Source organism: Pseudomonas sp. P4795 (assembly GCF_048822895.1).
Lineage (GTDB): Bacteria > Pseudomonadota > Gammaproteobacteria > Pseudomonadales > Pseudomonadaceae > Aquipseudomonas.
In genome coordinates, this window is sequence record NZ_JBMFBT010000002.1 from 50,978 (window position 1) to 72,288 (window position 21,311).

Here is a 21,311-nt window from a genome sequence, read left to right on the forward strand (position 1 = left end):
GAGAGCCTTGTGCATACTGGCCGGCCATTTTCAGCCCTTTTATGCCCTTTTCGAGAGGAATCGCCCATGTTTAAAGTCAACGAGTACTTCGACGGCACCGTCAAGTCGATCGCCTTTGGCACTGCTGAAGGTCCGGCGACCATCGGCGTCATGGCCCCGGGCGAATACGAATTCGGCACCAGCCAGCGTGAAATCATGCACGTGGTATCGGGCGCACTGACCGTAAAACTGCCGGACAGCAGCGACTGGGAAACCTTCGCCGCCGGCAGCCAGTTCAACGTACCGGCCGACAGCAAGTTCCAGCTAAAAGTCGCGGTTGATACCGCTTACCTGTGCGAATACCGCGGCTAAATCCGCAGGGTTCACAGTCATAAAAAATGCCCGTGTCCAAGGACACGGGCATTTTTCGTTGTGGCGCCAGGTTATTCGAGAATTTCCACAGGCATGCCGACTTCAAGTCGACCATTGCTGTCGTTCACCAGGTTCTGGCCGAACATCGCGCCATCGGCCTCGGAGCGGTATTTCTGCAAGGTCGCCAGCGGTTCGCGATCAGCACTGCGCTCGCCGGTCTGCGGATCGATGGTAGTCAGAATGCAACGCGAGCAGGACTTGACCACGCGGAACTCGACCTGGCCAATGCGGATGCGCTTCCAGCTGTCCTCGGCATAAGCCTCGCTGCCTTCGATCACCAGATTCGGCCGGAAACGCAGCATTTCCAGCGGACGTCCGACTTTCTGCGACAGATCCTGCAACGACGCCTCGCCAATCAACAGCAGCGGGAAACCATCGGCGAATGCCACTTGGTCGTCATCTTTGCCGTAACCGGATTGCGTGCTGCGGGCGCGATCCAGCGGCACCTGCACCAGACGGGTCGGTTTGCCGATGAACTCGCTGAGCCATTGCGCAGCGTCATTGCCTGCATCCGGCACGCGCAGGGTGTCACGCCAGATCGTCACGCCACGAAGCTCGGCGTCGGCGCCGGGCAAGTCGATATTGATCGGCGAATGGCCGGGTGCAGCCAGGGTCAGGCCACCGGTGGCATTCCACAACGCCGACAACTGACTCATCTGCGCCACGGCACGCTGGGTCAGAAAACGCCCGCTGGCCTCGTCCACCAGCATCCAGCGTCGGTCGCCAGCCAGCCCGAGCTTGTCCAGAGCGATCTCTTGCAGAGTCTCGCCCTTGGCGGATTTCAACGGGTAACGATAAAGCGCGCTCAGACGCAGCATGGCCAGCTCCCTGATGGGCAAAAACGCCACCCTATACGAGCTGAGCGGCGAATCAAAGGCTGACGCGAGATCAGCCTCATCCTGTGTCAGGCCGGTACTTCGTCAAGCATCAGGCGCTGGCGCACCACGTCGACCAGCTTGTCCGGCTGGAACTTGGAGAGGAAGTTGTCGCAACCGACCTTCTTCACCATCGAATCGTTGAAACTGCCGGACAGCGAGGTGTGCAGCACCACGTACAAACTGCGCAGACGCGGATCGTTGCGAATTTCGGTGGTCAGGCGATAGCCGTCCATTTCCGGCATTTCGGCGTCGGTGAAGATCATCAGCAGTTTTTCGGTCATGTTCACGCCGGTATCGGCCCACGCCTTGAGCATGTTCAGGGCTTTCAAACCGTCGCTGGCGATGTGCATCTTCACGCCCAACTGGCCGAGGGTGTCGCGCAACTGCGACAGTGCCACTTTCGAGTCGTCCACCAGCAGCACTTCGCGGCCAGCGGCGCGTTCGAGTACCGGGTCTTCGAGTTTCTCGCGCGAGACTTTGGCGTTGTACGGGACGATTTCGGCGAGGACTTTCTCGACGTCGATGATTTCCACCAGTTGATCGTCGACCTTGCTGATTGCCGTGAGGTAGTGCTGGCGACCGGCGCTGGTCGGCGGCGGCAGGATGGCTTCCCAGTTCATGTTGACGATGCGATCGACACCACCGACGAGGAACGCCTGCACCGAACGGTTGTACTCAGTGACGATGATTGTACTGGTCGGGCTCGGCACCAATGGGCGCATGCCGATCGCCTGCGACAGGTCGATCACCGGCAGCGTCTGCCCGCGCAGGTTGACTACACCGCAGACGAACGGATGTCGCTGAGGCATCAGGGTCAGCTTCGGCAGTTGCAGGACTTCCTGAACCTTGAACACGTTGATCGCGAACAACTGACGTCCGGCCAGGCGGAACATGAGGATTTCCAGGCGATTCTCACCCACCAGTTGCGTGCGTTGGTCTACCGTGTCGAGAATGCCGGCCATCAATGACTCCTGGGCTTGTACTGATGAATTCACTATTGGGTGGTTTATCGGCTGTATCGCGCGATTCTTGATAGCCGCGAAAAGCGCTATCAAAATGCCACGCCAAAGCATTGATGTCACATTAACATCATGGTTTACTGAGGCCGCTGAATTCATCTGCTGCATTCCTCTCCAGCGCGACCTCGGTTTGCGCAACAGGTTCCCGCGCCTAAGGGTTTCCCCTAGGAATCATCAGGCCCAACCTGATGTTCGCAATATCCAATAGCCATTAATGTGACGCCATTCTCATTGCATGAACGGAGTCAGGCTTTTGTGTGCGATCGCAGGTCAGTGGATACCCACCCTCACGAAAATCCCGGCCAGAGCCATGGCACTGTGGGGCGCGATCTCACGACGATTCATGATCGTCGACACACACGACATTCGTTCATCAGACATGACGTTGTGGAGATAAGCATGCCGAACGACCGTAACGAGTGGGCGCAGCGGTTCGCCGAGTTTCTCGTCGAGGCTGAATTGCTCCTGGCCAAGTCCGAAGAATGCCTGAGTCACCTGCAACTGATCCGCAACGACAAGGATGCCGTCGATTGCATGCTCAGTACCCTGCTCAAACTGGCGAACAAGGCCGATGCCTTGGCGCTGGAGCCGGTCTCCGGGTTTTCGCTGCATCTGCACGGGCTGCTCACTCAGGCACAAGACCATGTTGATCTGCACGCCCAAGCGCTTGAGGCACTGAAAGACTGCTTCACGTTGATCGCCTGGCAACTGGAACTGGTCGATCTGAGCACCGGTCAGTTGAGTCTGGATGACAGCGAACGGACTTCCCTGATTGAAGCGTTCGCCTTTCAGGTAGGCCAGAGCCAGTTCCAACCGCCGATGCACGCCAAACCACTGTCGCTCGTCTCCTGTTAGGAGCGCGGCGCAGATAGCTTGAGCTGGCGATGTCGCAAATACATCATTCATGCCTGCCAGCGACAATCAAAAATTAAATATCACTCTTGAACGGCGCGAAGCTCTTCCGCCGGTGTCAGGGTTTTCCTGTGTAAAACAAGCCCAACTTGTACAGCGTCGATATCTATAGAGTCCGGCTAATAACTTTCCATTATGGAACCGACGTCCAATGCAAAGGCATTCCTGACTCTTTGAACATATAGCGCGAACGCGACCAGCGGTATGTTAAGTGGTATTATCCCGCCCGTTAGTTGCTCGCGGTTAATGGCACTGTGACTTCAGCGATATGTTTTCCATAAAAGTTTTCGGCCGATTGGCAGTTAAAGAGCCCTTCGAAAGCGCCACATGATCGACAGCAGTTTCAGACAGAGATCGGCCAGCCTCGCTGCACGATCTACCCGCAGCGAACATTCATTGGCTCCATCCGCTATGTACGCCAGCCTCAAGTCAATCACCACATGGCCGCCCTCGCGAGCAAACGCACGCCGCTTCACGCTGTTGCTGTGCGTCGGCTCAGCGCTCGGCAGCGTGCTCACCTTTGGCCTGTCCGCTCCGCTGTCGTTCGGTCTGCTGGTGCTCAATGTGAGCGCTGCCGTTTGCGTCTTCGTCCACCATCGCTTGTCGCGCAAGTCGATCAAATTCCAGCCGCAGGAACTTGCCGACCGTTTACTGGAAGTCCAGGAAAACGAGCGTCATCGGCTCAGCCGTGAGTTGCACGATGATATCGGCCAGTTGCTGACCGCCGCCAAACTGCAAAGCGACTGGCTCAAACGCCGCTTGCCCGATGACTTGCAGGAGCACTGCGCACTACTGAGTACGACCCTGGATGAAACGCTGGATAAAGTGCGCGACGTATCGGCCATTCTTAATCCGCGACAGCTGACCAGTCTGGGGCTGGAGGCGAGTCTGCGTGCGCACCTGCTCAAGACATTGACCAACACTTCGCTGCACTGGAGCCTCGACTGCCAGCAGCGGCTGAACGGATTGCCGGAAGAAATGGCGGTTGCGGCGTTTCGCATTGCTCAAGAGGCAGTCACCAATATCCTGCGCCATGCGCAGGCGAACAATCTGTTGATCCGGGTCCAGCGTCTGCCCAAGGGTCTGACCTTGCTGATCAGCGATGACGGCCAGGGATTTGCGCCTGCCGCCGATCCCGGTCGCGAAGGACAACGTGGCATGGCCGGGATGGCCGAACGGATCGAGCAACTGGGTGGCACCCTGAACGTCACGAGCGAACCGGGCAAAGGCACTCAAATCGAAGCACTTTTCCCCTGGGCGCCGCGGGCACTCGAGCGGGCCAGTACGAATAAGGTTATGCGTTGACTTGTAACTTACTTCTGGTGGATGACCACTCGCTGATCAGGGCTGGCGTACGCGCTCTGGTGCTGGATATTCCGGGTTATGCGGTAATCGGCGAGGCCAACGATGGCTCGCAGTTGCTCGAAATGGTCGAGCAACTGAATCCCGATATTGTCTTGCTCGATATCTCGATGAGAGAAACCGGCGGCCTTGAAGCCTTGCAACGACTGCGACGCGTGCGTCCGCAGAGCAAAGTGCTGATCCTGTCGATGCACACCGACCCTGCGCTGATCATGCAGGCACTCGAATCCGGTGCGCATGGCTATCTGCTCAAGGACACCACCGCCACCGAGCTCGAGCATGCACTGGAAGCCCTGCGCAATAATGAACGCTACCTGAGTCCGGCCATCGCTCACACGGTGATCAACCAGGCATTGACCCGCAACCAGAAGCATCAGCCGGAAGTCGCCGAGTCGCACAACCTGACGGCGCGCCAGCTGGAAATCCTGCGTCTGATCGTACGCGGCAAATCCACCCGCGAAATCGCCAACGGCCTCGGCCTCAGTATCAAGACTGTCGAAACCCACCGCTCGCAGATCATGAAGCGTCTGCAGATCTACGACGTGGCGGGCCTCGTTCTATTTGCCGTACGCGAGCAGATCATCAGCCTTGATGACTGATCGACTGCGCTGAACTCAACAACGGCGAGTCTTGCGGCAAGTGCACCTGCAGCGCCGCCGGGCGCGCAGTAAAACGCATGTTCTCGCCTTCCAGCGGTTCGCCGTCGAGATTGATGTAAAGGCCCTCCGCAGCCTTGATCTCAACCCACGGCAACCGCGCTCGCACGAACATGTTGTCCAGACCGAAACCATCGCTGAGCAAGGTTTTCAGCGTGCCGACCAATTCCTGTGGCGCTGGCAAAATGCTGACATCCAGCAATCCGTCATCGGCCAATGCCTCGGGGCATAGCACGTGACCGCCGCCCGCCTGCCGACCGTTGCCGATACCCAGCGCCAGCATCTCCCCACTCCAATGAAAATCCGGCCCCTGCAATTCTCCGTAAGCAGCATGCAATTCACTGAAGCGTGATAACCCGGTGAACAAATAGGCTGCGCCACCGAGCACCTTTTTCAGATCCTCGGAAGTATTGGCGGTGACCTGACTGCCAAATCCGCCGGTGGCCATGTTCAGGAAAATTTGCCCGCCGACTTCCCCCAGGTCAATCTTGCGAGGTGGCGCGTCCAGCAAATCGAGAGCCTCTTCGGGTTCAAGAGGGATGCCGGCAGCGCGGGAAAAGTCATTGGCCGTGCCCAGTGGTAACAACACCAGACTGGCCTTGTCCGGGTGCGCGGCCAAGGCTTCGGCGATATCGCGCAATGTCCCATCACCACCGCCAGCGATAATTTTCGTGTATCCCGCTGCCAGCGCTTCCTCTACCAGACGTTGCGCATCACCGGCCTCCCAGGTCACCCGCACTGCGAGCTCCCAACCTTGTTCACGCTTGGTTTCGACGGCAGCACGCACCGCCTCGTTGAGTGCCTGCTTGCCATGCAGAATTAACAATGCCCTGCGTTCACTCATCAAGGTAGCTCCTAAAATTGAATCAGTTCGGGACATCTTGACCACTCAGACACGCAAAAAAGTCGCACGAATAACATTTAATTCTGATTTCCGGGCGGCTCGTCCTACAGGACGGTATCTTTTCTTACGAAATAACAGGAATTGGCTCAATTGACCGGGTGCGGTGTTTGCTTCAACGTGGCTCGGCGGTATCAATTTCCAACCCGACCACACAAGGATGTGCATGTAATGAATGGATACACTCTTAGTACTTTCGACTGTTCGAAAAACTGCGGGAGCCAACCGGCATCAATAGCACTGCATGGAGACGTCCATGCCAAGTCATGACACCAAAGCAACCGCAAGTGCATTTATCCCACTTGCCGATAGTCGCGCCAATCATCAAAGCGAATTCAAAGGTACTGCCAAAAACGCTGGAGATACCGGAATGGAACCTCGCGTTACCGAACTGGAAACCCATCTGAAGTACATCCGTCGGGACATGGACGAGGTGCGGGGCGATGTAAAAGCCATCAAGCATCGCCTCGCCTATTCGGCTGGTGCGGCTGCTGTGGTAATGGGTCTGGTAGGCTGGGTGGCCAACAGTCGATTCGACCAATTGGTTGCGCTGCTGGCCCGTTGAATGCATGAGTGCAGGCGATGGCTGTGGCGAGCCGCGCCTGCATACTCACGTACAGCGTCAGCCCAGCAACTCGGTCAGTGGGATGAAAGTCACCTCATCCCCTGCGGTCAACGTACGCCCCTCAAGCACTTCCACTAACCCGTCTGCCCACGCAGCGCTGCGCAGGACGCCCGAACTCTGGTTCCGGTAGATGGTGGCCTTGCCCTGTTCCAGACGTCCGCGCAAGTATTCACGACGATTGCCGGCCTGGGGCCAAGCGAACCCTGCCGGAACCTCGAACTTCAGTGGCTCGACATCCTGCACGCCCTGGCGGCGTAACAGATACGGCCGCGTCAGCAAGGCAAAGGTCACCAGCGTCGACGCAGGATTGCCAGGCAGGCCGATGACCGGAACCCCACGAAAATGGCCGACAGTCAGTGGCTTGCCCGGTTTGATCGCGAGTTTCCACAGAGTCAGCTCACCTTCTTCCCTGAGCGCAATGCCAAGGAAATCCGCTTCGCCTACCGATACGCCACCGGTCGACAGAATCAGATCGACGTCCTGCAATTCGCCAAGCTTCGCGCGGGTGGTCGGCAAATCATCCGGAAGAATCCCGGCATCGATCACCTCACAACCCAGGCGCTGCAACCAGCTGCACAGCAACACGCGATTACTGTTGTAAATCTGTCCCGGGCCCAGCGCTGTACCCGGCTCGACCAACTCATCGCCAGTTGACAGAACAGCCACGCGAACCTTGCGCACCACATCCAGCGCGGCACAGCCCAAGGACGCGGCCAGACCCTGCTCGATCGGACCCAGTCGGGTGCCTGCGGGCAAGACCAATTCACCAACGGTGGTTTCCTGGCCCTGCGGGCGAATGTTTTGCCCCACGATCATCGACTCAGTAAACACCACGCGCTCGTCGGCCTGCACCTGAACGTTTTCCTGCATTTCAACGCAGTCAGCACCTGCAGGCACCGGCGCACCCGTAAAGATTCGCGCACAGGTTCCGGGCTGCAATGGTTCTGGCGCCTGTCCGGCAAAGATTTTCTGGCTGACGAACATCGGCTCGCCACTCCAGTCCGCCAGGTTCAGGGCGTAACCGTCCATGGCACTGTTCGGCCAGGGTGGCAGGTCCAGCGTAGCAATCAGATCCTGCGCCAGCACCCGCCCTTCAACCTCGGCCAATGGCAGATGCTCACGCTCGCGAATCGGCGCAGCTTCGGCCATTTCCAGCAACCGCGCCAATGCCGCTTCCACCGGCATCAACGCCCCGGTTTTGCCCGGCTTACCCGCGGGATTCACAAGGCGCCGCCTGTTTCAGATGAGGCACGAAATTGCACGGGCGATGCCGCGAATCCAGTTGCTCGGCGAGAATGCCGTCCCACCCGGTGCGTACCGCGTTCGTCGAGCCCGGCAGGCAGCAGACCAGCGTGCCATTGGCCAACCCGGCCAACGCACGGGACTGCACGGTTGAGGTGCCGATATCGGCCACTGAAATCTGGCGGAACAATTCGCCGAAACCATCAACCTGTTTGTCGAGCAAACAGGCAACCGCTTCCGGGGTGCTATCTCGGCCGGTAAAGCCGGTGCCGCCGGTGATCAACACCACCTGCACCACATCGTCGGCAATCCAGTTGGCAACCTGGGCGCGAATTTTATACAGATCATCCTTGAGCAAAACCCGCTCGGCCAGGTTGTGGCCGGCAGCGCTGAGGCGGTCGACAAAGACCTGGCCCGAGGTGTCGGTTTCCAGGGTGCGGGTGTCGCTGACTGTCAGCACCGCGATATTCAGCGGTACGAAAGGTACATCAGCCTTGGCTTTCATAGGCTCGTCCAGTTGTAGGAAAAACAGCCCGGTGTTATATCACAGCGCTGCATTTTTTCGCCGCCCCGGGAGAGTTGCCATGACCTCGAATCCGCCATTGCCGCCCTGCTCCATCTTGCTCCTGGCAGGCGGACGCGGCCAGCGCATGGGTGGCCAGGACAAAGGCCTGATCGAGTGGCAGGGTGAACCGCTGATTGCACATCTGCAGCGCAAAGTGCGTCCGCTCACCGACGATCTGATCATCTCCTGCAACCGCAATCGTGAACTGTATGCGCCGTTCGCTGACCAGTTGGTAGCGGATGAAGAGGCTGACTTTCCCGGCCCGTTGGCCGGGATTCTTGCGGGACTCAAAGCTGCACGTCACAGCCACCTGCTGGTTCTGCCGTGCGATGTACCGAGCATTGATGAGCCACTGTTGCGCAACATGCGCGAAACCGCCAATCAGTATCGTGAAAAACCTTTAATGTTGCGTCATGACGCGCATTGGGAACCCCTGCTTTGCGTAATACCGAAGGCGCTGTTGCCGGTATTCGAAGAGGCCTGGAACGCCGGCGAGCGCAGCCCCGGGCGGATCATGCGCAGCCTCGGCGCCAACGCACTGGAATGCCCGGACCACGACCCGCGACTGGCCAACCTCAATACCCCCGAACTGTTAAGTGCGCACAAGTCTGTGTCAGACTGACACCATGCAAGGAACTTGCACGCTTCGGATACGTCTCAAGCTCAGTAACCAAAAGAATTATCCCTTCGGAGACACACTCATGACTCAACGGACTCTCGCCACTTTCATGCTCGCACTGGGCCTCGCTTCCCTCGCCGGTTGCGCTTCGCCAACAGTGATCACCTTGAATGACGGTCGCGAAATCCAGGCTGTCGACGCGCCTAAGTACGACGAAGATTCGGGCTTCTACGAGTTCGAACAGCTGGACGGCAAGCAGACTCGCATCAACAAGGATCAGGTCCGCACCGTTAAAGAGCTGTAAGCTCTCAGGTTCGCATTTGATACAAAAAAGCCCGCATTCTTGCGGGCTTTTTCATGGGCGAAAGAAAAACGTGATCACCAGTTCAAGGTGATTTCACTCGCGAATTCGCGTTGCTGCTTCGTCACCGGATCAACAAATCGTAAACCTTGCGCCAGCAGTTTAAGCGGATTGGCATAATCATCCTCGATGTCTTTCAAGACCTGCGGATAAAACGGATCGTTGCAGATACTCGCACCCAGCGCAGTCATGTGCACGCGTAACTGATGCTTCTTGCCGGTTACCGGATACAGCCCGTAGCGCCACAGATCGCCATTCTTTTCCCGCACTTCCACTGCCGTTTCAGTATTGCTGACCCCCGGCCCTTCCTGCATGCGGAAAAACGGTTCGCCATCGACCAGACGACTCTTGTGCACCAACGGGAAGTTCAGTTCGGGCAGCGCAGCGGCAATCGCCTCATAGCGTTTTTCGATCTGCCGCGTCGGAAATAACGACTGATATGCCGAGCGCGTCTGCGGATTGGCCGAGAAAATCACCAACCCCGCCGTGTGCCGGTCAATCCTGTGCAAAGGCACCAGATGCGGATTATCCAAACGCCGGATCAGCCTGCGTAGCAGGGTCTGCTCGACGTATTCACCCGCCGGGGTCACCGGCAGGAAATGCGGTTTGTCCGCCACCACAAGATGCTCATCGGCGTAGAGAATCGACTCGAGCACCGGGATCGGTTTTTCATCCGGCACTTCGCGGAAGTAGTGAATGCGCAGGCCTTCCTTGTATGGCAAGTCCAGCGCTATAGGTTGCCCTTCGGCGTTCAGCACCCGGCCGCGGGCAATTCTGTCCAGCCACTGCTCGCGGCTGATCGCACGAAAATGTTCGCACAGACAATCAAGCACCGTAAGCCAGGTACCCGGTGGCAGATAAAGCGTGCTGGCCTGATTGTGGGCCGCGGAAAATGTTGAACTGGACATATGAAATTCGAACCCTCAATGCAGACGGGCATTATCCAGCACGCCGTGAAACGAACCTAGCGCCGATTCCTCTGCGTGATTCAGGCCGGAATCGATTTGAGCGCTGCGGCTTCAGTGAACTCCTTGAGCCAGCGCAACACATCGACGGCTTCCCAACGCACCGGATCGTACAAGGCATACAGCAAACCCTGATATCCGACCACGTCGAGCTGCTTGTGGTAGCCGGCGCGCTGGAACAGCGCCTCGATCTCGGCAAAGCAGGTATTGAAATGCAACTTGTTGAACGGGGTCTTGCCTTCCGTGACCAAGCCGTCCAGGCGCAATTCGATGACGGCCTCGCGCACCACTTCCGCCGACATCCGATTCACGCTGCTCTTCAACTGTTCGACATTGACCACGGTGCTGCCCTCTGACTTCCGGTTCGCCTGCCTGCCGCAAAAAAGCAACGATCCGAGCAGGCCAACCCAATTACTGTATGCACATACAGTAACCGAATAAACCCGAGAGTGCCAACCAGGGGACGACTGATTGCGATGAGCGGAGTATTAAGCGATCAGGGGCAAGGAACGCTTAACTGAGAAACGCCACGACCTCATCGGCACTGAACGGCCAACCCAGTTCCGCACCGGTATCGACCCGACGCAATACCGGAATCCGCAGGCTGTAAGCCTCGAACCAGCTTTCGTCTTCGGCAATATCCACCAGTTCAACCAGCAGGCCATGCTCGACAAAGGGCATCAGCTCGGCCTCGGCGACTTCACACAGATGACACCCCAGGGTGCCGAACAGTTGGCATTCAGGAGGCATGATTGCTCATCCAAAAATTCGAGTGCCCCATTCTAGGCCTGCGTCGAAAGTCCGTCGACCCGCCCAGGCAGCTCGATCCCGCTCCACGCAAAATCCTGACGCACATCAGTCAGCCGAATTGCGATTTGCAGCATGCTCCGGTGTTTTTTACTTCTACGCTTGAAATGCTTGACCCTGCCTGCGGAGTGTTTTGTGTTTGCCAACCTGTTGATCATTCTTGCGTCATCCCTGGTGATGATTGCCCTGTTCCGCCGCCTGCGCCTGCCGCCGGTGCTCGGTTACCTGTGCGTGGGCCTGATGGTCGGGCCGACCGCGTTCAACTGGATCAACGAAAGTGAACACCTGCCGGATCTGGCTGAGCTGGGGGTGGTGTTTCTGCTGTTTTCCCTCGGGCTGGAATTTTCGCTGTCGAAAATGATTGCCCTGCGCAAGGTGGTGTTTCGTCTGGGCAGCCAGCAGGTGTTGATCAGCGCGATCCTGCTCGGCGGTGTGTTGATGCTGCTGGGCATGCCGCTCACCCCTGCGCTGCTGCTCGGGGCAGGCCTGTCGCTGTCATCCACCGCCATTGTGACCAAGGAACTGGGCAGTCTGGGCGAGATATTCAGCAGCCACGGCCAGAATGCCGTCGGTGTTCTGCTGTTTCAGGATGTAGTGGCGGTTCTGCTGCTGACGCTGGTGCCAGTGTTCGCCGGCAGCAGTGAGCAAGCCTGGTATTGGGCGTTGCCGCTGACGCTGGGGAAAACCGTGGTGTTGTTTCTCGGCCTGCTGCTGGCCAGTCGCTGGCTGTTGCCGCGTTTGTTTCAGGAAGTGGCGGCGTCGAAGTCGGCGGAGCTGTTCGTGCTGCTGGCGCTGGTGATTGTGTTGCTGACCGCATGGCTGACGCACCTGCTCGGCCTGTCCCCGGCTCTCGGCGCATTCCTTGCCGGTATGTTATTGGGGGAAAGCCATTATCGGCATCAGATCGAGGCCGATATCCGACCGTTTCGCGACATCCTGCTCGGACTGTTTTTCGTCAGCATCGGCATGCTGATCGACGTGCATTTGTTCGTCAGCCACAGCCTGTTGATCGTCGGTCTGACCCTCGGCCTGCTGTTGATCAAGGGCACTGTAGTGGCGTTGTTGGTGAAGTGGCGCGGCAGCGACAGTGAAACCGCCTGGCGCAGCGGTCTGGCGCTGGCTCAAGGCGGCGAATTCTGTTTCGCCTTGATGGCGCAGATGCAACAGAACCGCTTGTTGCCCGACGATCTCGGCCCCCTGCTCCTCGCCGCAACCTTCTGTTCGATGCTGCTGACGCCGTTACTGTTGCGTGCCGCCCCGCGCGTTGCCGGCGCACTGCACCGCAAACCGAATCAGGAAGCGCAGATCGAACAGATCAGCGCACTCAATGCCGGGCTCAATCAGCACGTGGTCATCTGTGGCTATGGCCGTGTCGGCCAATCCATCGGCCGCTTCATGCGCAACGCCGGCCAACCTTTCATTGCCCTGGACAGTGATCCGGTGCGCGTGCAGGAAGCCGCGGCTGCCGAAAGCGACGTGCACTACGGCGACTCCACGCGCGGCGAGCTGCTGACAGCTGTCGGCCTGCTACGCGCAAGGCTTTTGGTGATTGCCGTAGATCAGAGCGATATCGCCTTGCGCGTGCTCAAGGAAGCGCGGCAACTCAATCCGCGCGTGCCGATTCTGGTACGCACCCGCGATGACGGTCAGTGGGCGGAACTCAAAGCTGCCGGCGCCACTGAAGTGGTGCCGGAGCTGCTGGAATCGAGCCTGATGCTCGCGTCGCACGCCTTGATCCTGCTCGGGTTGCCCGCGCATCAAGTGCAGGAGAAAGTCGATCAGGTGCGCATTGACCGCTATCGCTTGCTACACGGCTTTTACCCGGGGGCTGAAGATGAAGAAAACTAATCCTGGCTTACCGCGCCGATCGTGCGCAGCGACAGATCGGCACCGGAAACCGCGAAGCCGCCGCTATTATCCAGACCGGAATTTGTCCGGCTGCACGCCCGGCAACAGCGCATGGCAGTCGGTCAACGCACCACGACACAGCAAAAATTGTACCTGCGACTTGTAATGAACCTTCACGCATGGCTCATACTCGAACGCTTCAGAACGCGGCTTTTTACCGAAGCTATGAACAGCCAATTACGGAGACCACCCATGGCCAGCATCAAGGCAAAGACTGCTCAAGAAATCCTGATGAACGACTTCCAGACTCTGGTCAGCGACACCGAACGTCTGCTTGAACACACGGCAGCTATTGCCGGTGATCAGGCCGACGAGTTGCGCGATCAGATCCACGACAGCCTGCTGCGCGCGCGCGAAACACTGAAGTTGACCGAAGACACCTTGCGCGATCGCGGTCAGGCCGCGGTTACCGCCACCGAGGACTACGTGTCGGCCAATCCTTGGCAATCGGTGGGCATCGCCGCTGGCGTGGGCTTTCTGATCGGCCTGTTGGCCACTCGGCGCTAATTATGTCGATCGGCGAATCCGGCCCGTTTGCAGCGGGCACCAGTTCCTCCACGCGGCGTCTGGGCGCCGCCGTCCTCGGCTTGCTGCACAGTCATGTGGAATTGTTCGGCATCGAATTGCAGGAGCAGAAAGCCCGCACCGTCAGCCTGCTGTTGTTCGCAGGCCTGGCTTTAGTGTTTGGCTTGCTACTGCTGGTAGGTTTGTCGACTCTGGTGTTGATCGTGTTCTGGGACACCTATCGTCTGGCCGCGATCATCGGGCTGTGCGTGTTCTACACCCTGGCGGCAATTTTCTGTGGATTGCGCCTCAAGGCGGCGATCTTCGATGAGTCCTCGCCCTTCCACGGTACTTTGGAAGAGCTGGCCAACGACCGGGAGCGCCTGCTGCCATGAGCCTGCCTGAACTTCCACACAACGGCTCACGCCGGGAAATGCGCAAGGCGTTGATCCGTCTGCGCATGGAAATGCACCGCCAGGAAATTCGTCATGAAACCGCGCAAGTGCTGCAACCCTTGCAGCGCATGCGCGGCATGACACAAAACCTGCAAGGTGGTTTCGGCATCAAGCACGCGCCGCTCTGGGGCGTAGCCGCTGTCACACTGCTCGGTTTCATCACCGGCAAAGGCGCGAAAAGCGGCGGTGTCGGTGGTCTGACCCGATTGGTTCGCCTGGGCACCAGCCTCGGGCCGCTGATCAAACTGGTCATGCAGAGCTCGGGCAAACGCTGACGCCGAGCATCTGGCTGCATTCTTGCAAAGGCTGCGGGATTGAATCTCTTATCCGGAGGTTCAATCCCGCGCGCCTATCCGGCCGACTGGAACATCCAGAACAAGAATGACTAAGGAGGCCCCGTGATCGACGGGCAACCGCTCGCCTGCTTTCAACCTTTTATCGATACCGCTACCGGACGCATTGCCGGCGTTGAAGCACTGGGGCGGCTGCGTCAGGCCGATGGTCAACTGACCTCGGTCGGCCCGCTGTTCGCCGTCCCGCACACTCCGGCAATTGCATTGCGACGCCTCGACCGACAGATTCGTGACAACGCCTTGAGTCGCCTGCATGAAGCGCCGCCCGACTGGTTTCTCAGCCTGAACATATCGCCGCGCTGGATCAGCCGCCTGCGCGCCGATCAGGATTTGCCGAGCCTCAAACAAATCGCCCGACACGGTGTCGATCCGCAGCGCATCGTCTTCGAAATCACTGAGTTGGGCGGCAACAGCCAGCGTCTGGTCGAGGTGGTCAAGCGCTACCGCGATGCCGGGGCGCGGATTGCCATCGACGATTTCGGCGCCGGCTATTCGCAACTGGACCGCGTGCTGGCCTTGCAACCGGACATCCTCAAGCTCGACATGCGTCTGTTTCAAGCGGCAGCCCTTGGCGGGCCGAGCAGCGATGTGGTCAAGGCACTGGCGCAAATGGCCGAGAAAACCGGCTGCTGGATCATTGCCGAAGGGGTGGAAACCGAAGCGCAGCTGAATTTCGCACTCGAATGCGGATCGCGCTACGTGCAAGGCTTTCTGTTTGCACGGGCGGAGGAAGCGTTTTTCTCCACCGACGCATTCGTCCCGCGCTTCGCCGAACTGCGTCAGCGCTATGTAAAACAGAAACTGGCCGAACGCGGTCAATTGATGAGCATGCGCCGCCAACTCGGCGAGCTGATGAGCATTCTGCAAACCTGGGCTCAAGCGCGCGCGCCGCTCAGCGCCCTGCCGCAACTGGACGCCTTTCCGTGGCTGTTGCGTTTCTACCAGTGTGATCGTCATGGCACGCAACTGACGCCGAATCTGGAATGGCGCGCGAGCGGCTGGATCGCCGACAATCGTTATCTGGGCCACAACTGGTCGTGGCGGCCGTACTTTTATCATCTGCTGGCCGAGGGTTGGGAGGAGCGCCGATTGACGCTGTCCAACACCTACCGCGACGCCACCAGCAACCAATACTGCCTGACTGCCGGACAGTTTTTCGACAACGGCGAACGCCTGCTGCTGATCGACATCGACGCTGCCGGTCTGTAGTTGCGCTTGCGGATGCCAGCGCGAACCGGGAAGCTACGGCATCAGTCACCTGACGGAGAGAATCAGCCTTGGATTGGCAGACCCTGCTCAACCGCGAACGCCTCGGAAAACCGCTGCACAGCCCGCAAGAACTCGGCCGCAGCCCCTTCCACAAAGACCATGACCGGATCATTTTCTCCGGCGCCTTTCGCCGTCTGGGGCGCAAGACCCAAGTGCATCCGGTGTCGAGCAACGACCATATCCACACACGCCTGACCCATTCGCTGGAAGTCAGCTGTGTCGGCCGCTCGCTGGGCATGCGCGTCGGCGAAACCTTGCGCAGCGCCCTGCCCGACTGGTGTGACCCGAGCGACCTGGGCATGGTCGTGCAATCGGCCTGCCTGGCGCACGACATCGGCAACCCGCCATTCGGCCACTCCGGCGAAGATGCGATTCGTCACTGGTTTCAGCAAGCGGCCGGACGCGGCTGGCTCGATGCGATGAGCGAGGCCGAACGCGGCGACTTTCTCAATTTCGAAGGCAACGCCCAAGGCTTTCGCGTGCTCACCCAGCTCGAGTATCACCAGTTCGACGGTGGCACCCGGCTGACCTACGCGACCCTCGGCACTTACCTCAAGTACCCGTGGACTGCGCGCCACGCCGACGCCCTCGGCTACAAGAAACACAAGTTCGGTTGCTATCAGAGCGAGTTGCCGTTGCTCGAACAGATCGCCCACAAGCTCGGCCTGCCGCAGATCGAAGACCAGCGTTGGGCGCGCCATCCGTTGGTGTACCTGATGGAAGCGGCGGATGACATCTGCTATGCGCTGATCGATCTGGAAGACGGCGTCGAAATGGAGCTGCTCGAGTATTCCGAAGTCGAAGCCTTGCTGCTCGGCCTGGTCGGCGACGATCTGCCGGAAACCTATCGCCTGCTCGGGCCGGAGGATTCGCGCCGGCGCAAACTGGCGATCCTGCGTGGCAAGGCCATCGAACACCTGACCAACGCCGCCGCCCGGGCGTTCGTCGAGCAGCAGGATGCGTTGCTCGCGGGTACCTTGTCCGGCGACCTGGTTGAGCATATGCATGGCCCGGCCAAACGTTGCGTGTTGAACGCCAAGGACATCGCCCGCCGGAAAATCTTCCAGGACAAACGCAAGACCCTGCATGAGATCGGCGCCTACACCACGCTGGAAATCTTGCTCAATGCGTTCTGTGGCGCGGCCCTGGAACAACACAATGGGCGAACGCCTTCGTTCAAGAGTCGCAGGATCCTCGACCTGCTCGGTAACAATGCGCCAGACCCGCAAGGTCCGTTACACGCTTCGTTCTTGCGCATGATCGATTTCATCGCGGGCATGACCGACAGCTACGCCAGTGATATGGCGCTGGAGATGACTGGACGCTCCAGCCATTGAAACACTGCCCGGGCCGCCAGTGATTGACCGGCCCAAGCATAATAAAACCTCAAATAACAACTGAAGATTAGTCTCCAGCTGTTATTTGAGATTAAACAAACAGACTTTCAGCAATACACGCAGCCCCCATCGAAATATCACAACTGTCGAAGCGACTTCTCTACCTACGTCATACCTAGTTCGCGCGTAGTCACATTCCTCATTACTTGTAGGATTAATCCTAGATTGCCGCTGAAGGCCTGTCAGTCCATGCGACCACTCGTCCATCTGAGCTAAGGTGCGCCCTTTATTTGCGCTCGTATGGGATTTGATTATGAAGTCCAGAGGACACGTCAGATTTCATCAATTACCATCATAAATCCCGCAATTGCTGGGATATTTTCGACTTCACGATCTCAACATACCCCTTTTTTTCATTGTTCGCTAGAAAATTATGGGGTACTTTTGGGGTATCCATCGCCAAGAAGCCCCACGGATACCCCAATGCAGAAACCACTTACACCAGCCATCAGGCGTCAGGCCGACAGCGATGAAAACATTGCACTTATAATCAAAGAACTGCAAAAGCCCGGTAAATATTCCGAAGGAACTATCCGAGGCCTTTACTTGCAAGTTAGTAGCACTTCCCAACTCTGGAGATTCAAGTTTCTGCTGGACGGCAAAGAAGGTCTGTTCGCCATCGGTGCTTACCCGGACATATCGATCGCCAAAGCGCGAGAACTTGCACAGGAAGCGCGTACCGCAGTTGCCAATGGCATCGCACCGAAGCGCGCCCGAGCGATCAAGGAAGAAGCGCAGCGCCTTCAGGAGGGCTGGATCTTTACCAAGGTCGCCGAGCAGTGGCTCGAATTCAACGCAGGCCTGGCACCGAAGACCCTGTCAGGTCACCGCGGTGCACTGAAGAACCACCTCTACCCCGTTGTGGGCAACATGCCGGTGGCCGACATCACCGTCAGCCAGGTGAAGACCATCCTGGATCGCCTCGCCCACTCCCCCACCATGGCCCGCTACTCGCTGACCTTGCTACGCATGATCCTCGACCACGCCATGAACCACGAACTGGTCGACAAGAACGTGGCCGTGGGGCGAAGCGGGCTGCTGAAGAAGCACAAGACTGTGCACCGCGCTGCCCTTGAATCCCCGGAAGACCTCACCGAGTTCCTGCGCCGACTGAACAACTTCGTTGCGTACAACGACAGCGTCATCTCAGCACTGTGGATGCTAGTCCTGCTGCCCGTGCGCCCCGCCGAACTCGCCGCGATGAAGTGGGAACAGGTCGACCTCGACAAAGCCGAATGGCGCTTCGTGGTGCCCAAGACCGGCCAACCCCTCATTGTTCCCTTGCCAACGCAGGCTGTCGGGCAATTGCGTGCACTGCAAGAACACAGCCGGGCACTCAACAAGAAAGCAGTGCCCAACACTTCACCCTTCGGCAATACCGCCGCCAGCGAACAAGTCGACCCGCCGACCTGGGTATTTCCTTCCGCAGCGAAGTTCGGCGTGCCCATCTCCGCCGACACGCTGCTGGTGCGTATACGCACAGGGCTTGGCTATGAACGCGGCACCATCACCAGCCACGGCTTCCGCTCGACATTCCGCACCCTCGGACACGAGATTTTGAAACTCGACCCGATCGTCCTTGAGCTGTGCTTGGGCCACCGCATGCCCGGAGCACTGGGCGCCACCTATGCACGGGCACAGTTGCTAGATCAGCGGCGGGAGGCGATGCAGAAGTGGGCGGACTATATCGAGGAGCTATGGGCAGAGGTCACTGGTTTGGCCTGAGTGCCGTAAATGACAGGTACGTGAGGGTGAATGCAGTAAAGCTGCCCTCAGAGTCAGGAAAAGAGCATAGCTTAGATCGATCTAAGAAATTAGCTCTTAGGACTTTTTAGCACAAGGGGCGGAATTTTATTACCTGAGGGCCGCCGATTATTAGGCTGCTGGCACAGGTGATAAAAACTTGGGAGGCCTGGAATAGAGGCTCTGGCACAGGGCGGATTATCCCTTTTATTACCTTTATTACTCTTAGTAGTAGTAGAAGTAAAAGGAAGTGAATGTACAGGTTTGTACAGGCTGTATATAGGCCGTAAAAGGCTAAAAGCGCTGGAATGCGTTTCAGGTAATAAAGGTAACAACGACTTTTGTGCTGACCGCTCTATTCCGGTGCTTTCAGCCGATTATTAGCTCTGTATTACCCTAATACAGAGCTAATAGACTCGCCCACCTGGAAGAATAGACAGCTTGTGCCTGACTAAAGGTCCTGCCCCTCAGGGGCATAGTTCACCTGCCAGTGCATCGCACAAAGGCGCTTGACGGTCGACTCGCTGACACCGAAGTGTGCAGCAGTATCTTTGATGCTCGCCGAGTTCTCCCGGCGCCAGTCCGTTACATCTCCACTGTTAACACTGGGCTTGCGGCCCAGCGGTCGGCCTTCGGACCGAGCACGCTGGATCCCCGCCATCTGTCGAGCCTTGATATTAGAACGCTCAAGCTCGGCGACAGCTGAAAGCATGGTAAGCATCGCCTTGCCTATGGGCTTCGAGAGGTCGAACCCTTCACGCTGGCTGATGATGCTGACGCCTTTCCCCTGCAACATCTCCACTGTGCTCAACACGTCGATTGTGTCGCGCCCCAGGCGGTCCACAGCGCTTACCAGCAGCACATCGCCTTGACGGGCAAAGTCTGCAAGCGCCCTGAACCCTGGCCGCTCCAGCGCCTTCACAGCACCCGACACGCCGGAATCTTCAAACCATTTCTCGATGTTGTAGGTGGCCCCGAGCGCATGACGTTGCGCCTCTACCGATTGACCATCACTCGACACGCGTACATATCCCAGAAGCGCCATAGCCCTTCCCTCCATGCGTTGTGGCTGGGTAGCTCACAATCTATAGGTCATATATAAATGCCTAGCTCATAATAAATCAACACATTTGAGCTACCCTGAAACGCATACCCGACAGGTGGCTCACAAGGTGTACCTTTTGAGCTAGCCAAAATTGGGCATGCCTCCAGAGTCATTGCGCATGGCACACAACAACTCGTTCGCTGATTGTCGATGCCGCCAATGCTGGCAGGAGGCACGGCTGCCGGCTGGGTGCCTGGAGGAAGGGGCAGGTGAGATAACGAGGGGGTGGGTATGGGGGGGTATCGTCCTTTTCGCACCGCTCACTACACATAACAGGGGCTGAGATTTCAGATATCCCTACCAGGAATCGAAACCGTGTGAATTTCTCCCCCCGAAAATTTAAATTTCCCCACGGATTGCCTCCAGAGTCCGCGACTTAGACGACTTGGGTCAGATCACTCAATCCCCGTTGATCATAACTAGCCGCTGAAATTCTCACGGTTAGGCTCGAATTCTGCAATAGCACACGTCGTGCCATTTCAGACGAACGGTACTATTCTCGATCTATGCATAATCGAGTTTTGAGTAGGCTCTAGGTATTCAAAAACCTCTAGGGGGAGGTTTGGAAATGAAGCCTACCGTCATTACCACGCAGCAATTGGCCGACCTGGCAGATTTGTCCCCGACGTTTTTCACCCTGCACCGTGCAGAGCTGCCTGAGGCCTTCGATGTGCCATCTGCAAGTCCGCTGGGAGGCAGACCTGCCAAGGCCTACAGCCTTGAAGCGCTCGCCGAATTCATTCTGAACGAAACCAGTTTCCTGACAGACGCCGAGTGCCGCCTGCGTGTGGCCCTGAGCGCCAACCTGCGTAAGAGGAAATCGCCGATGTCCCGCTTTCTCGAAGCTCACACCCTGATGGAAGTTGACGGCGAGCATCTTGTGCTGCCGCGTGACCATAGCCTCCTGACGCCAGAACTCGCCGCCAAGGCCGTAGCAATGATCAACCGTGAACACGCCGATACCCGAGCACGTCGCACTGCACGTCGCCAACTTCGTACACGTTCCGTCAATACCGAAGGAGTAGAGCCATGACTTTCGCCGAGATGTTCTGCCATTACCCGAACGATCTGCCTCCTACGGCAGATCCAGAGTTATCAGCAGCCCTTTCTGCCGACTTGACTGCTCAGACGCAATTGATCATCGACGCCGAAGATCGCGCTCAGGATCGCGCGTGGATAACAACCTGTGCCGCCCTCGACAAGGCTGCGCGTGAATCCCGTAGTTAAAACTGCCGGCCGGTGCCGGGGGAGATA

25 protein-coding genes are annotated in these 21,311 nt (G+C 58.1%); 16 read left to right on the forward strand and 9 right to left on the reverse strand.

Going from position 1 to position 21,311, the window contains the following annotated elements; genetic code table 11:
- Window positions 1–66 precede the first annotated feature (66 nt).
- A complete protein-coding gene (locus ACOI8A_RS04460) occupies window positions 67–351 on the forward strand; it encodes a pyrimidine/purine nucleoside phosphorylase (RefSeq protein WP_249482929.1) in 285 nt (94 codons plus the stop codon).
- Window positions 352–422: 71 nt separating this feature from the next.
- On the opposite strand, the gene ACOI8A_RS04465 is transcribed toward ACOI8A_RS04460, so the two are convergent.
- Both ACOI8A_RS04465 and ACOI8A_RS04470 read right to left on the reverse strand, forming a co-directional pair.
- Complete coding sequence (locus ACOI8A_RS04465) at window positions 423–1,229, reverse strand: MOSC domain-containing protein (protein ID WP_420650510.1); 807 nt, start codon at window positions 1,227–1,229, stop codon at window positions 423–425.
- 86 nt (window positions 1,230–1,315) lie between these two features.
- Window positions 1,316–2,251 (reverse strand): chemotaxis protein CheV, encoded by a 936-nt coding sequence (locus tag ACOI8A_RS04470; protein WP_420650509.1) that lies wholly within the window; start codon window positions 2,249–2,251, stop codon window positions 1,316–1,318.
- A gap of 456 nt (window positions 2,252–2,707) precedes the next feature.
- Between ACOI8A_RS04470 and ACOI8A_RS04475 the strand changes: the two genes are divergently transcribed.
- The 3 genes from ACOI8A_RS04475 (at window position 2,708) to ACOI8A_RS04485 (ending at window position 5,181) form a co-directional block, all read left to right on the forward strand.
- Window positions 2,708–3,163 carry a hypothetical protein gene (locus tag ACOI8A_RS04475; protein ID WP_420651170.1) on the forward strand — a complete coding sequence of 152 codons (456 nt, stop codon included), beginning with the start codon at window positions 2,708–2,710 and terminating at the stop codon, window positions 3,161–3,163.
- A gap of 468 nt (window positions 3,164–3,631) precedes the next feature.
- Entirely contained in the window at window positions 3,632–4,525 is an 894-nt protein-coding gene (locus tag ACOI8A_RS04480; protein WP_420650552.1) for a sensor histidine kinase, read from the forward strand.
- Window positions 4,522–5,181, forward strand: coding sequence for a response regulator (locus tag ACOI8A_RS04485; protein WP_420650507.1), 660 nt, complete (start codon window positions 4,522–4,524; stop codon window positions 5,179–5,181). The genes ACOI8A_RS04480 and ACOI8A_RS04485 overlap by 4 nt, the downstream gene beginning before the upstream one ends.
- On the opposite strand, the gene yegS is transcribed toward ACOI8A_RS04485, so the two are convergent.
- Complete coding sequence (yegS, locus tag ACOI8A_RS04490) at window positions 5,165–6,082, reverse strand: lipid kinase YegS (protein WP_420650506.1); 918 nt, start codon at window positions 6,080–6,082, stop codon at window positions 5,165–5,167. The genes ACOI8A_RS04485 and yegS overlap by 17 nt on opposite strands.
- Window positions 6,083–6,395: 313 nt before the next feature.
- Here yegS and ACOI8A_RS04495 point away from each other — a divergent pair, with 313 nt between their 5' ends.
- Window positions 6,396–6,704: a hypothetical protein gene (locus ACOI8A_RS04495; RefSeq protein WP_420651171.1), complete on the forward strand. Its 309-nt coding sequence runs from the start codon at window positions 6,396–6,398 to the stop codon at window positions 6,702–6,704.
- Between the two features lie 57 nt (window positions 6,705–6,761).
- Here the strand turns inward: ACOI8A_RS04495 and glp are convergent, their stop codons facing one another.
- Together glp and moaB are read right to left on the reverse strand one after the other, a co-directional pair.
- Complete coding sequence (glp, locus tag ACOI8A_RS04500) at window positions 6,762–7,988, reverse strand: gephyrin-like molybdotransferase Glp (protein ID WP_420650505.1); 1,227 nt, start codon at window positions 7,986–7,988, stop codon at window positions 6,762–6,764.
- A complete protein-coding gene (gene moaB / locus ACOI8A_RS04505) occupies window positions 7,972–8,511 on the reverse strand; it encodes a molybdenum cofactor biosynthesis protein B (protein ID WP_420650504.1) in 540 nt (179 codons plus the stop codon). Before moaB ends, glp begins: the two co-directional genes overlap by 17 nt.
- A 79-nt stretch (window positions 8,512–8,590) precedes the next feature.
- Here moaB and mobA point away from each other — a divergent pair, with 79 nt between their 5' ends.
- Complete coding sequence (gene mobA / locus ACOI8A_RS04510; protein WP_420650503.1) at window positions 8,591–9,193, forward strand: molybdenum cofactor guanylyltransferase MobA; 603 nt, start codon at window positions 8,591–8,593, stop codon at window positions 9,191–9,193.
- Between the two features lie 79 nt (window positions 9,194–9,272).
- Window positions 9,273–9,494 carry a YgdI/YgdR family lipoprotein gene (locus tag ACOI8A_RS04515; RefSeq protein ID WP_420650502.1) on the forward strand — a complete coding sequence of 74 codons (222 nt, stop codon included), beginning with the start codon at window positions 9,273–9,275 and terminating at the stop codon, window positions 9,492–9,494.
- Between the two features lie 74 nt (window positions 9,495–9,568).
- Here ACOI8A_RS04515 and ACOI8A_RS04520 read toward each other — a convergent pair whose 3' ends face one another.
- The 3 genes from ACOI8A_RS04520 to ACOI8A_RS04530 all read right to left on the reverse strand — a co-directional run bounded on the left by ACOI8A_RS04520 (window position 9,569) and on the right by ACOI8A_RS04530 (window position 11,266).
- Window positions 9,569–10,459, reverse strand: coding sequence for a pseudouridine synthase (locus tag ACOI8A_RS04520; protein ID WP_420650501.1), 891 nt, complete (start codon window positions 10,457–10,459; stop codon window positions 9,569–9,571).
- Between the two features lie 80 nt (window positions 10,460–10,539).
- Window positions 10,540–10,857, reverse strand: coding sequence for a transcriptional regulator (locus tag ACOI8A_RS04525; protein WP_420650500.1), 318 nt, complete (start codon window positions 10,855–10,857; stop codon window positions 10,540–10,542).
- A 172-nt stretch (window positions 10,858–11,029) separates the two neighbouring features.
- Window positions 11,030–11,266 (reverse strand): glutaredoxin family protein, encoded by a 237-nt coding sequence (locus ACOI8A_RS04530; protein ID WP_420650499.1) that lies wholly within the window; start codon window positions 11,264–11,266, stop codon window positions 11,030–11,032.
- Between the two features lie 192 nt (window positions 11,267–11,458).
- On the opposite strand from ACOI8A_RS04530, the gene ACOI8A_RS04535 reads away from it, so the two are divergent.
- The 7 genes from ACOI8A_RS04535 to ACOI8A_RS04565 all read left to right on the forward strand — a co-directional run bounded on the left by ACOI8A_RS04535 (window position 11,459) and on the right by ACOI8A_RS04565 (window position 18,934).
- Complete coding sequence (locus ACOI8A_RS04535; RefSeq protein WP_420650498.1) at window positions 11,459–13,171, forward strand: cation:proton antiporter; 1,713 nt, start codon at window positions 11,459–11,461, stop codon at window positions 13,169–13,171.
- A gap of 252 nt (window positions 13,172–13,423) precedes the next feature.
- Window positions 13,424–13,738 (forward strand): DUF883 family protein, encoded by a 315-nt coding sequence (locus ACOI8A_RS04540; protein ID WP_420650497.1) that lies wholly within the window; start codon window positions 13,424–13,426, stop codon window positions 13,736–13,738.
- Between the two features lie 2 nt (window positions 13,739–13,740).
- The gene (locus ACOI8A_RS04545) at window positions 13,741–14,130 is read left to right on the forward strand and encodes a phage holin family protein (protein ID WP_420650496.1); all 390 of its coding nucleotides are present in this window, start codon (window positions 13,741–13,743) and stop codon (window positions 14,128–14,130) included.
- A complete protein-coding gene (locus ACOI8A_RS04550; RefSeq protein WP_420651172.1) occupies window positions 14,127–14,465 on the forward strand; it encodes a hypothetical protein in 339 nt (112 codons plus the stop codon). Before ACOI8A_RS04545 ends, ACOI8A_RS04550 begins: the two co-directional genes overlap by 4 nt.
- A gap of 123 nt (window positions 14,466–14,588) precedes the next feature.
- Complete coding sequence (locus ACOI8A_RS04555; RefSeq protein WP_420650494.1) at window positions 14,589–15,752, forward strand: EAL domain-containing protein; 1,164 nt, start codon at window positions 14,589–14,591, stop codon at window positions 15,750–15,752.
- A 68-nt stretch (window positions 15,753–15,820) separates the two neighbouring features.
- A complete protein-coding gene (locus ACOI8A_RS04560) occupies window positions 15,821–17,149 on the forward strand; it encodes a deoxyguanosinetriphosphate triphosphohydrolase (RefSeq protein WP_420651173.1) in 1,329 nt (442 codons plus the stop codon).
- A 483-nt stretch (window positions 17,150–17,632) separates the two neighbouring features.
- Window positions 17,633–18,934, forward strand: a complete 1,302-nt coding sequence (locus ACOI8A_RS04565; protein WP_420650488.1) for a tyrosine-type recombinase/integrase — start codon at window positions 17,633–17,635, stop codon at window positions 18,932–18,934.
- Window positions 18,935–19,403: 469 nt separating this feature from the next.
- Here the strand turns inward: ACOI8A_RS04565 and ACOI8A_RS04570 are convergent, their stop codons facing one another.
- On the reverse strand, window positions 19,404–19,997 hold the full coding sequence (locus ACOI8A_RS04570; RefSeq protein WP_420651174.1) for a recombinase family protein: 594 nt from the start codon (window positions 19,995–19,997) through the stop codon (window positions 19,404–19,406).
- Between the two features lie 628 nt (window positions 19,998–20,625).
- Here ACOI8A_RS04570 and ACOI8A_RS04575 point away from each other — a divergent pair.
- Together ACOI8A_RS04575 and ACOI8A_RS04580 are read left to right on the forward strand one after the other, a co-directional pair.
- Window positions 20,626–21,090, forward strand: a complete 465-nt coding sequence (locus ACOI8A_RS04575) for a hypothetical protein (protein ID WP_420650486.1) — start codon at window positions 20,626–20,628, stop codon at window positions 21,088–21,090.
- Entirely contained in the window at window positions 21,087–21,284 is a 198-nt protein-coding gene (locus ACOI8A_RS04580) for a hypothetical protein (protein WP_420650485.1), read from the forward strand. The genes ACOI8A_RS04575 and ACOI8A_RS04580 overlap by 4 nt, the downstream gene beginning before the upstream one ends.
- Window positions 21,285–21,311: the final 27 nt, after the last annotated feature.

What these genes read in the sequence shown, in the direction of transcription:
- ACOI8A_RS04470 (WP_420650509.1), bottom strand. Translation starts at nt 2,251, where the DNA reads ATGGCCGGCATTCTCGACACGGTAGACCAACGCACGCAACTGGTGGGT.
- ACOI8A_RS04570 (WP_420651174.1), bottom strand. Translation starts at nt 19,997, where the DNA reads ATGGCGCTTCTGGGATATGTACGCGTGTCGAGTGATGGTCAATCGGTA.
- ACOI8A_RS04530 (WP_420650499.1), bottom strand. Translation starts at nt 11,266, where the DNA reads ATGCCTCCTGAATGCCAACTGTTCGGCACCCTGGGGTGTCATCTGTGT.
- ACOI8A_RS04580 (WP_420650485.1), top strand. Translation starts at nt 21,087, where the DNA reads ATGACTTTCGCCGAGATGTTCTGCCATTACCCGAACGATCTGCCTCCT.
- ACOI8A_RS04565 (WP_420650488.1), top strand. Translation starts at nt 17,633, where the DNA reads ATGCAGAAACCACTTACACCAGCCATCAGGCGTCAGGCCGACAGCGAT.
- ACOI8A_RS04520 (WP_420650501.1), bottom strand. Translation starts at nt 10,459, where the DNA reads ATGTCCAGTTCAACATTTTCCGCGGCCCACAATCAGGCCAGCACGCTT.
- ACOI8A_RS04480 (WP_420650552.1), top strand. Translation starts at nt 3,632, where the DNA reads ATGTACGCCAGCCTCAAGTCAATCACCACATGGCCGCCCTCGCGAGCA.
- ACOI8A_RS04495 (WP_420651171.1), top strand. Translation starts at nt 6,396, where the DNA reads ATGCCAAGTCATGACACCAAAGCAACCGCAAGTGCATTTATCCCACTT.
- ACOI8A_RS04540 (WP_420650497.1), top strand. Translation starts at nt 13,424, where the DNA reads ATGGCCAGCATCAAGGCAAAGACTGCTCAAGAAATCCTGATGAACGAC.
- ACOI8A_RS04465 (WP_420650510.1), bottom strand. Translation starts at nt 1,229, where the DNA reads ATGCTGCGTCTGAGCGCGCTTTATCGTTACCCGTTGAAATCCGCCAAG.
- mobA (WP_420650503.1), top strand. Translation starts at nt 8,591, where the DNA reads ATGACCTCGAATCCGCCATTGCCGCCCTGCTCCATCTTGCTCCTGGCA.
- moaB (WP_420650504.1), bottom strand. Translation starts at nt 8,511, where the DNA reads ATGAAAGCCAAGGCTGATGTACCTTTCGTACCGCTGAATATCGCGGTG.
- yegS (WP_420650506.1), bottom strand. Translation starts at nt 6,082, where the DNA reads ATGAGTGAACGCAGGGCATTGTTAATTCTGCATGGCAAGCAGGCACTC.
- ACOI8A_RS04575 (WP_420650486.1), top strand. Translation starts at nt 20,626, where the DNA reads ATGAAGCCTACCGTCATTACCACGCAGCAATTGGCCGACCTGGCAGAT.
- ACOI8A_RS04475 (WP_420651170.1), top strand. Translation starts at nt 2,708, where the DNA reads ATGCCGAACGACCGTAACGAGTGGGCGCAGCGGTTCGCCGAGTTTCTC.
- ACOI8A_RS04460 (WP_249482929.1), top strand. Translation starts at nt 67, where the DNA reads ATGTTTAAAGTCAACGAGTACTTCGACGGCACCGTCAAGTCGATCGCC.
- ACOI8A_RS04550 (WP_420651172.1), top strand. Translation starts at nt 14,127, where the DNA reads ATGAGCCTGCCTGAACTTCCACACAACGGCTCACGCCGGGAAATGCGC.
- ACOI8A_RS04515 (WP_420650502.1), top strand. Translation starts at nt 9,273, where the DNA reads ATGACTCAACGGACTCTCGCCACTTTCATGCTCGCACTGGGCCTCGCT.
- ACOI8A_RS04545 (WP_420650496.1), top strand. Translation starts at nt 13,741, where the DNA reads ATGTCGATCGGCGAATCCGGCCCGTTTGCAGCGGGCACCAGTTCCTCC.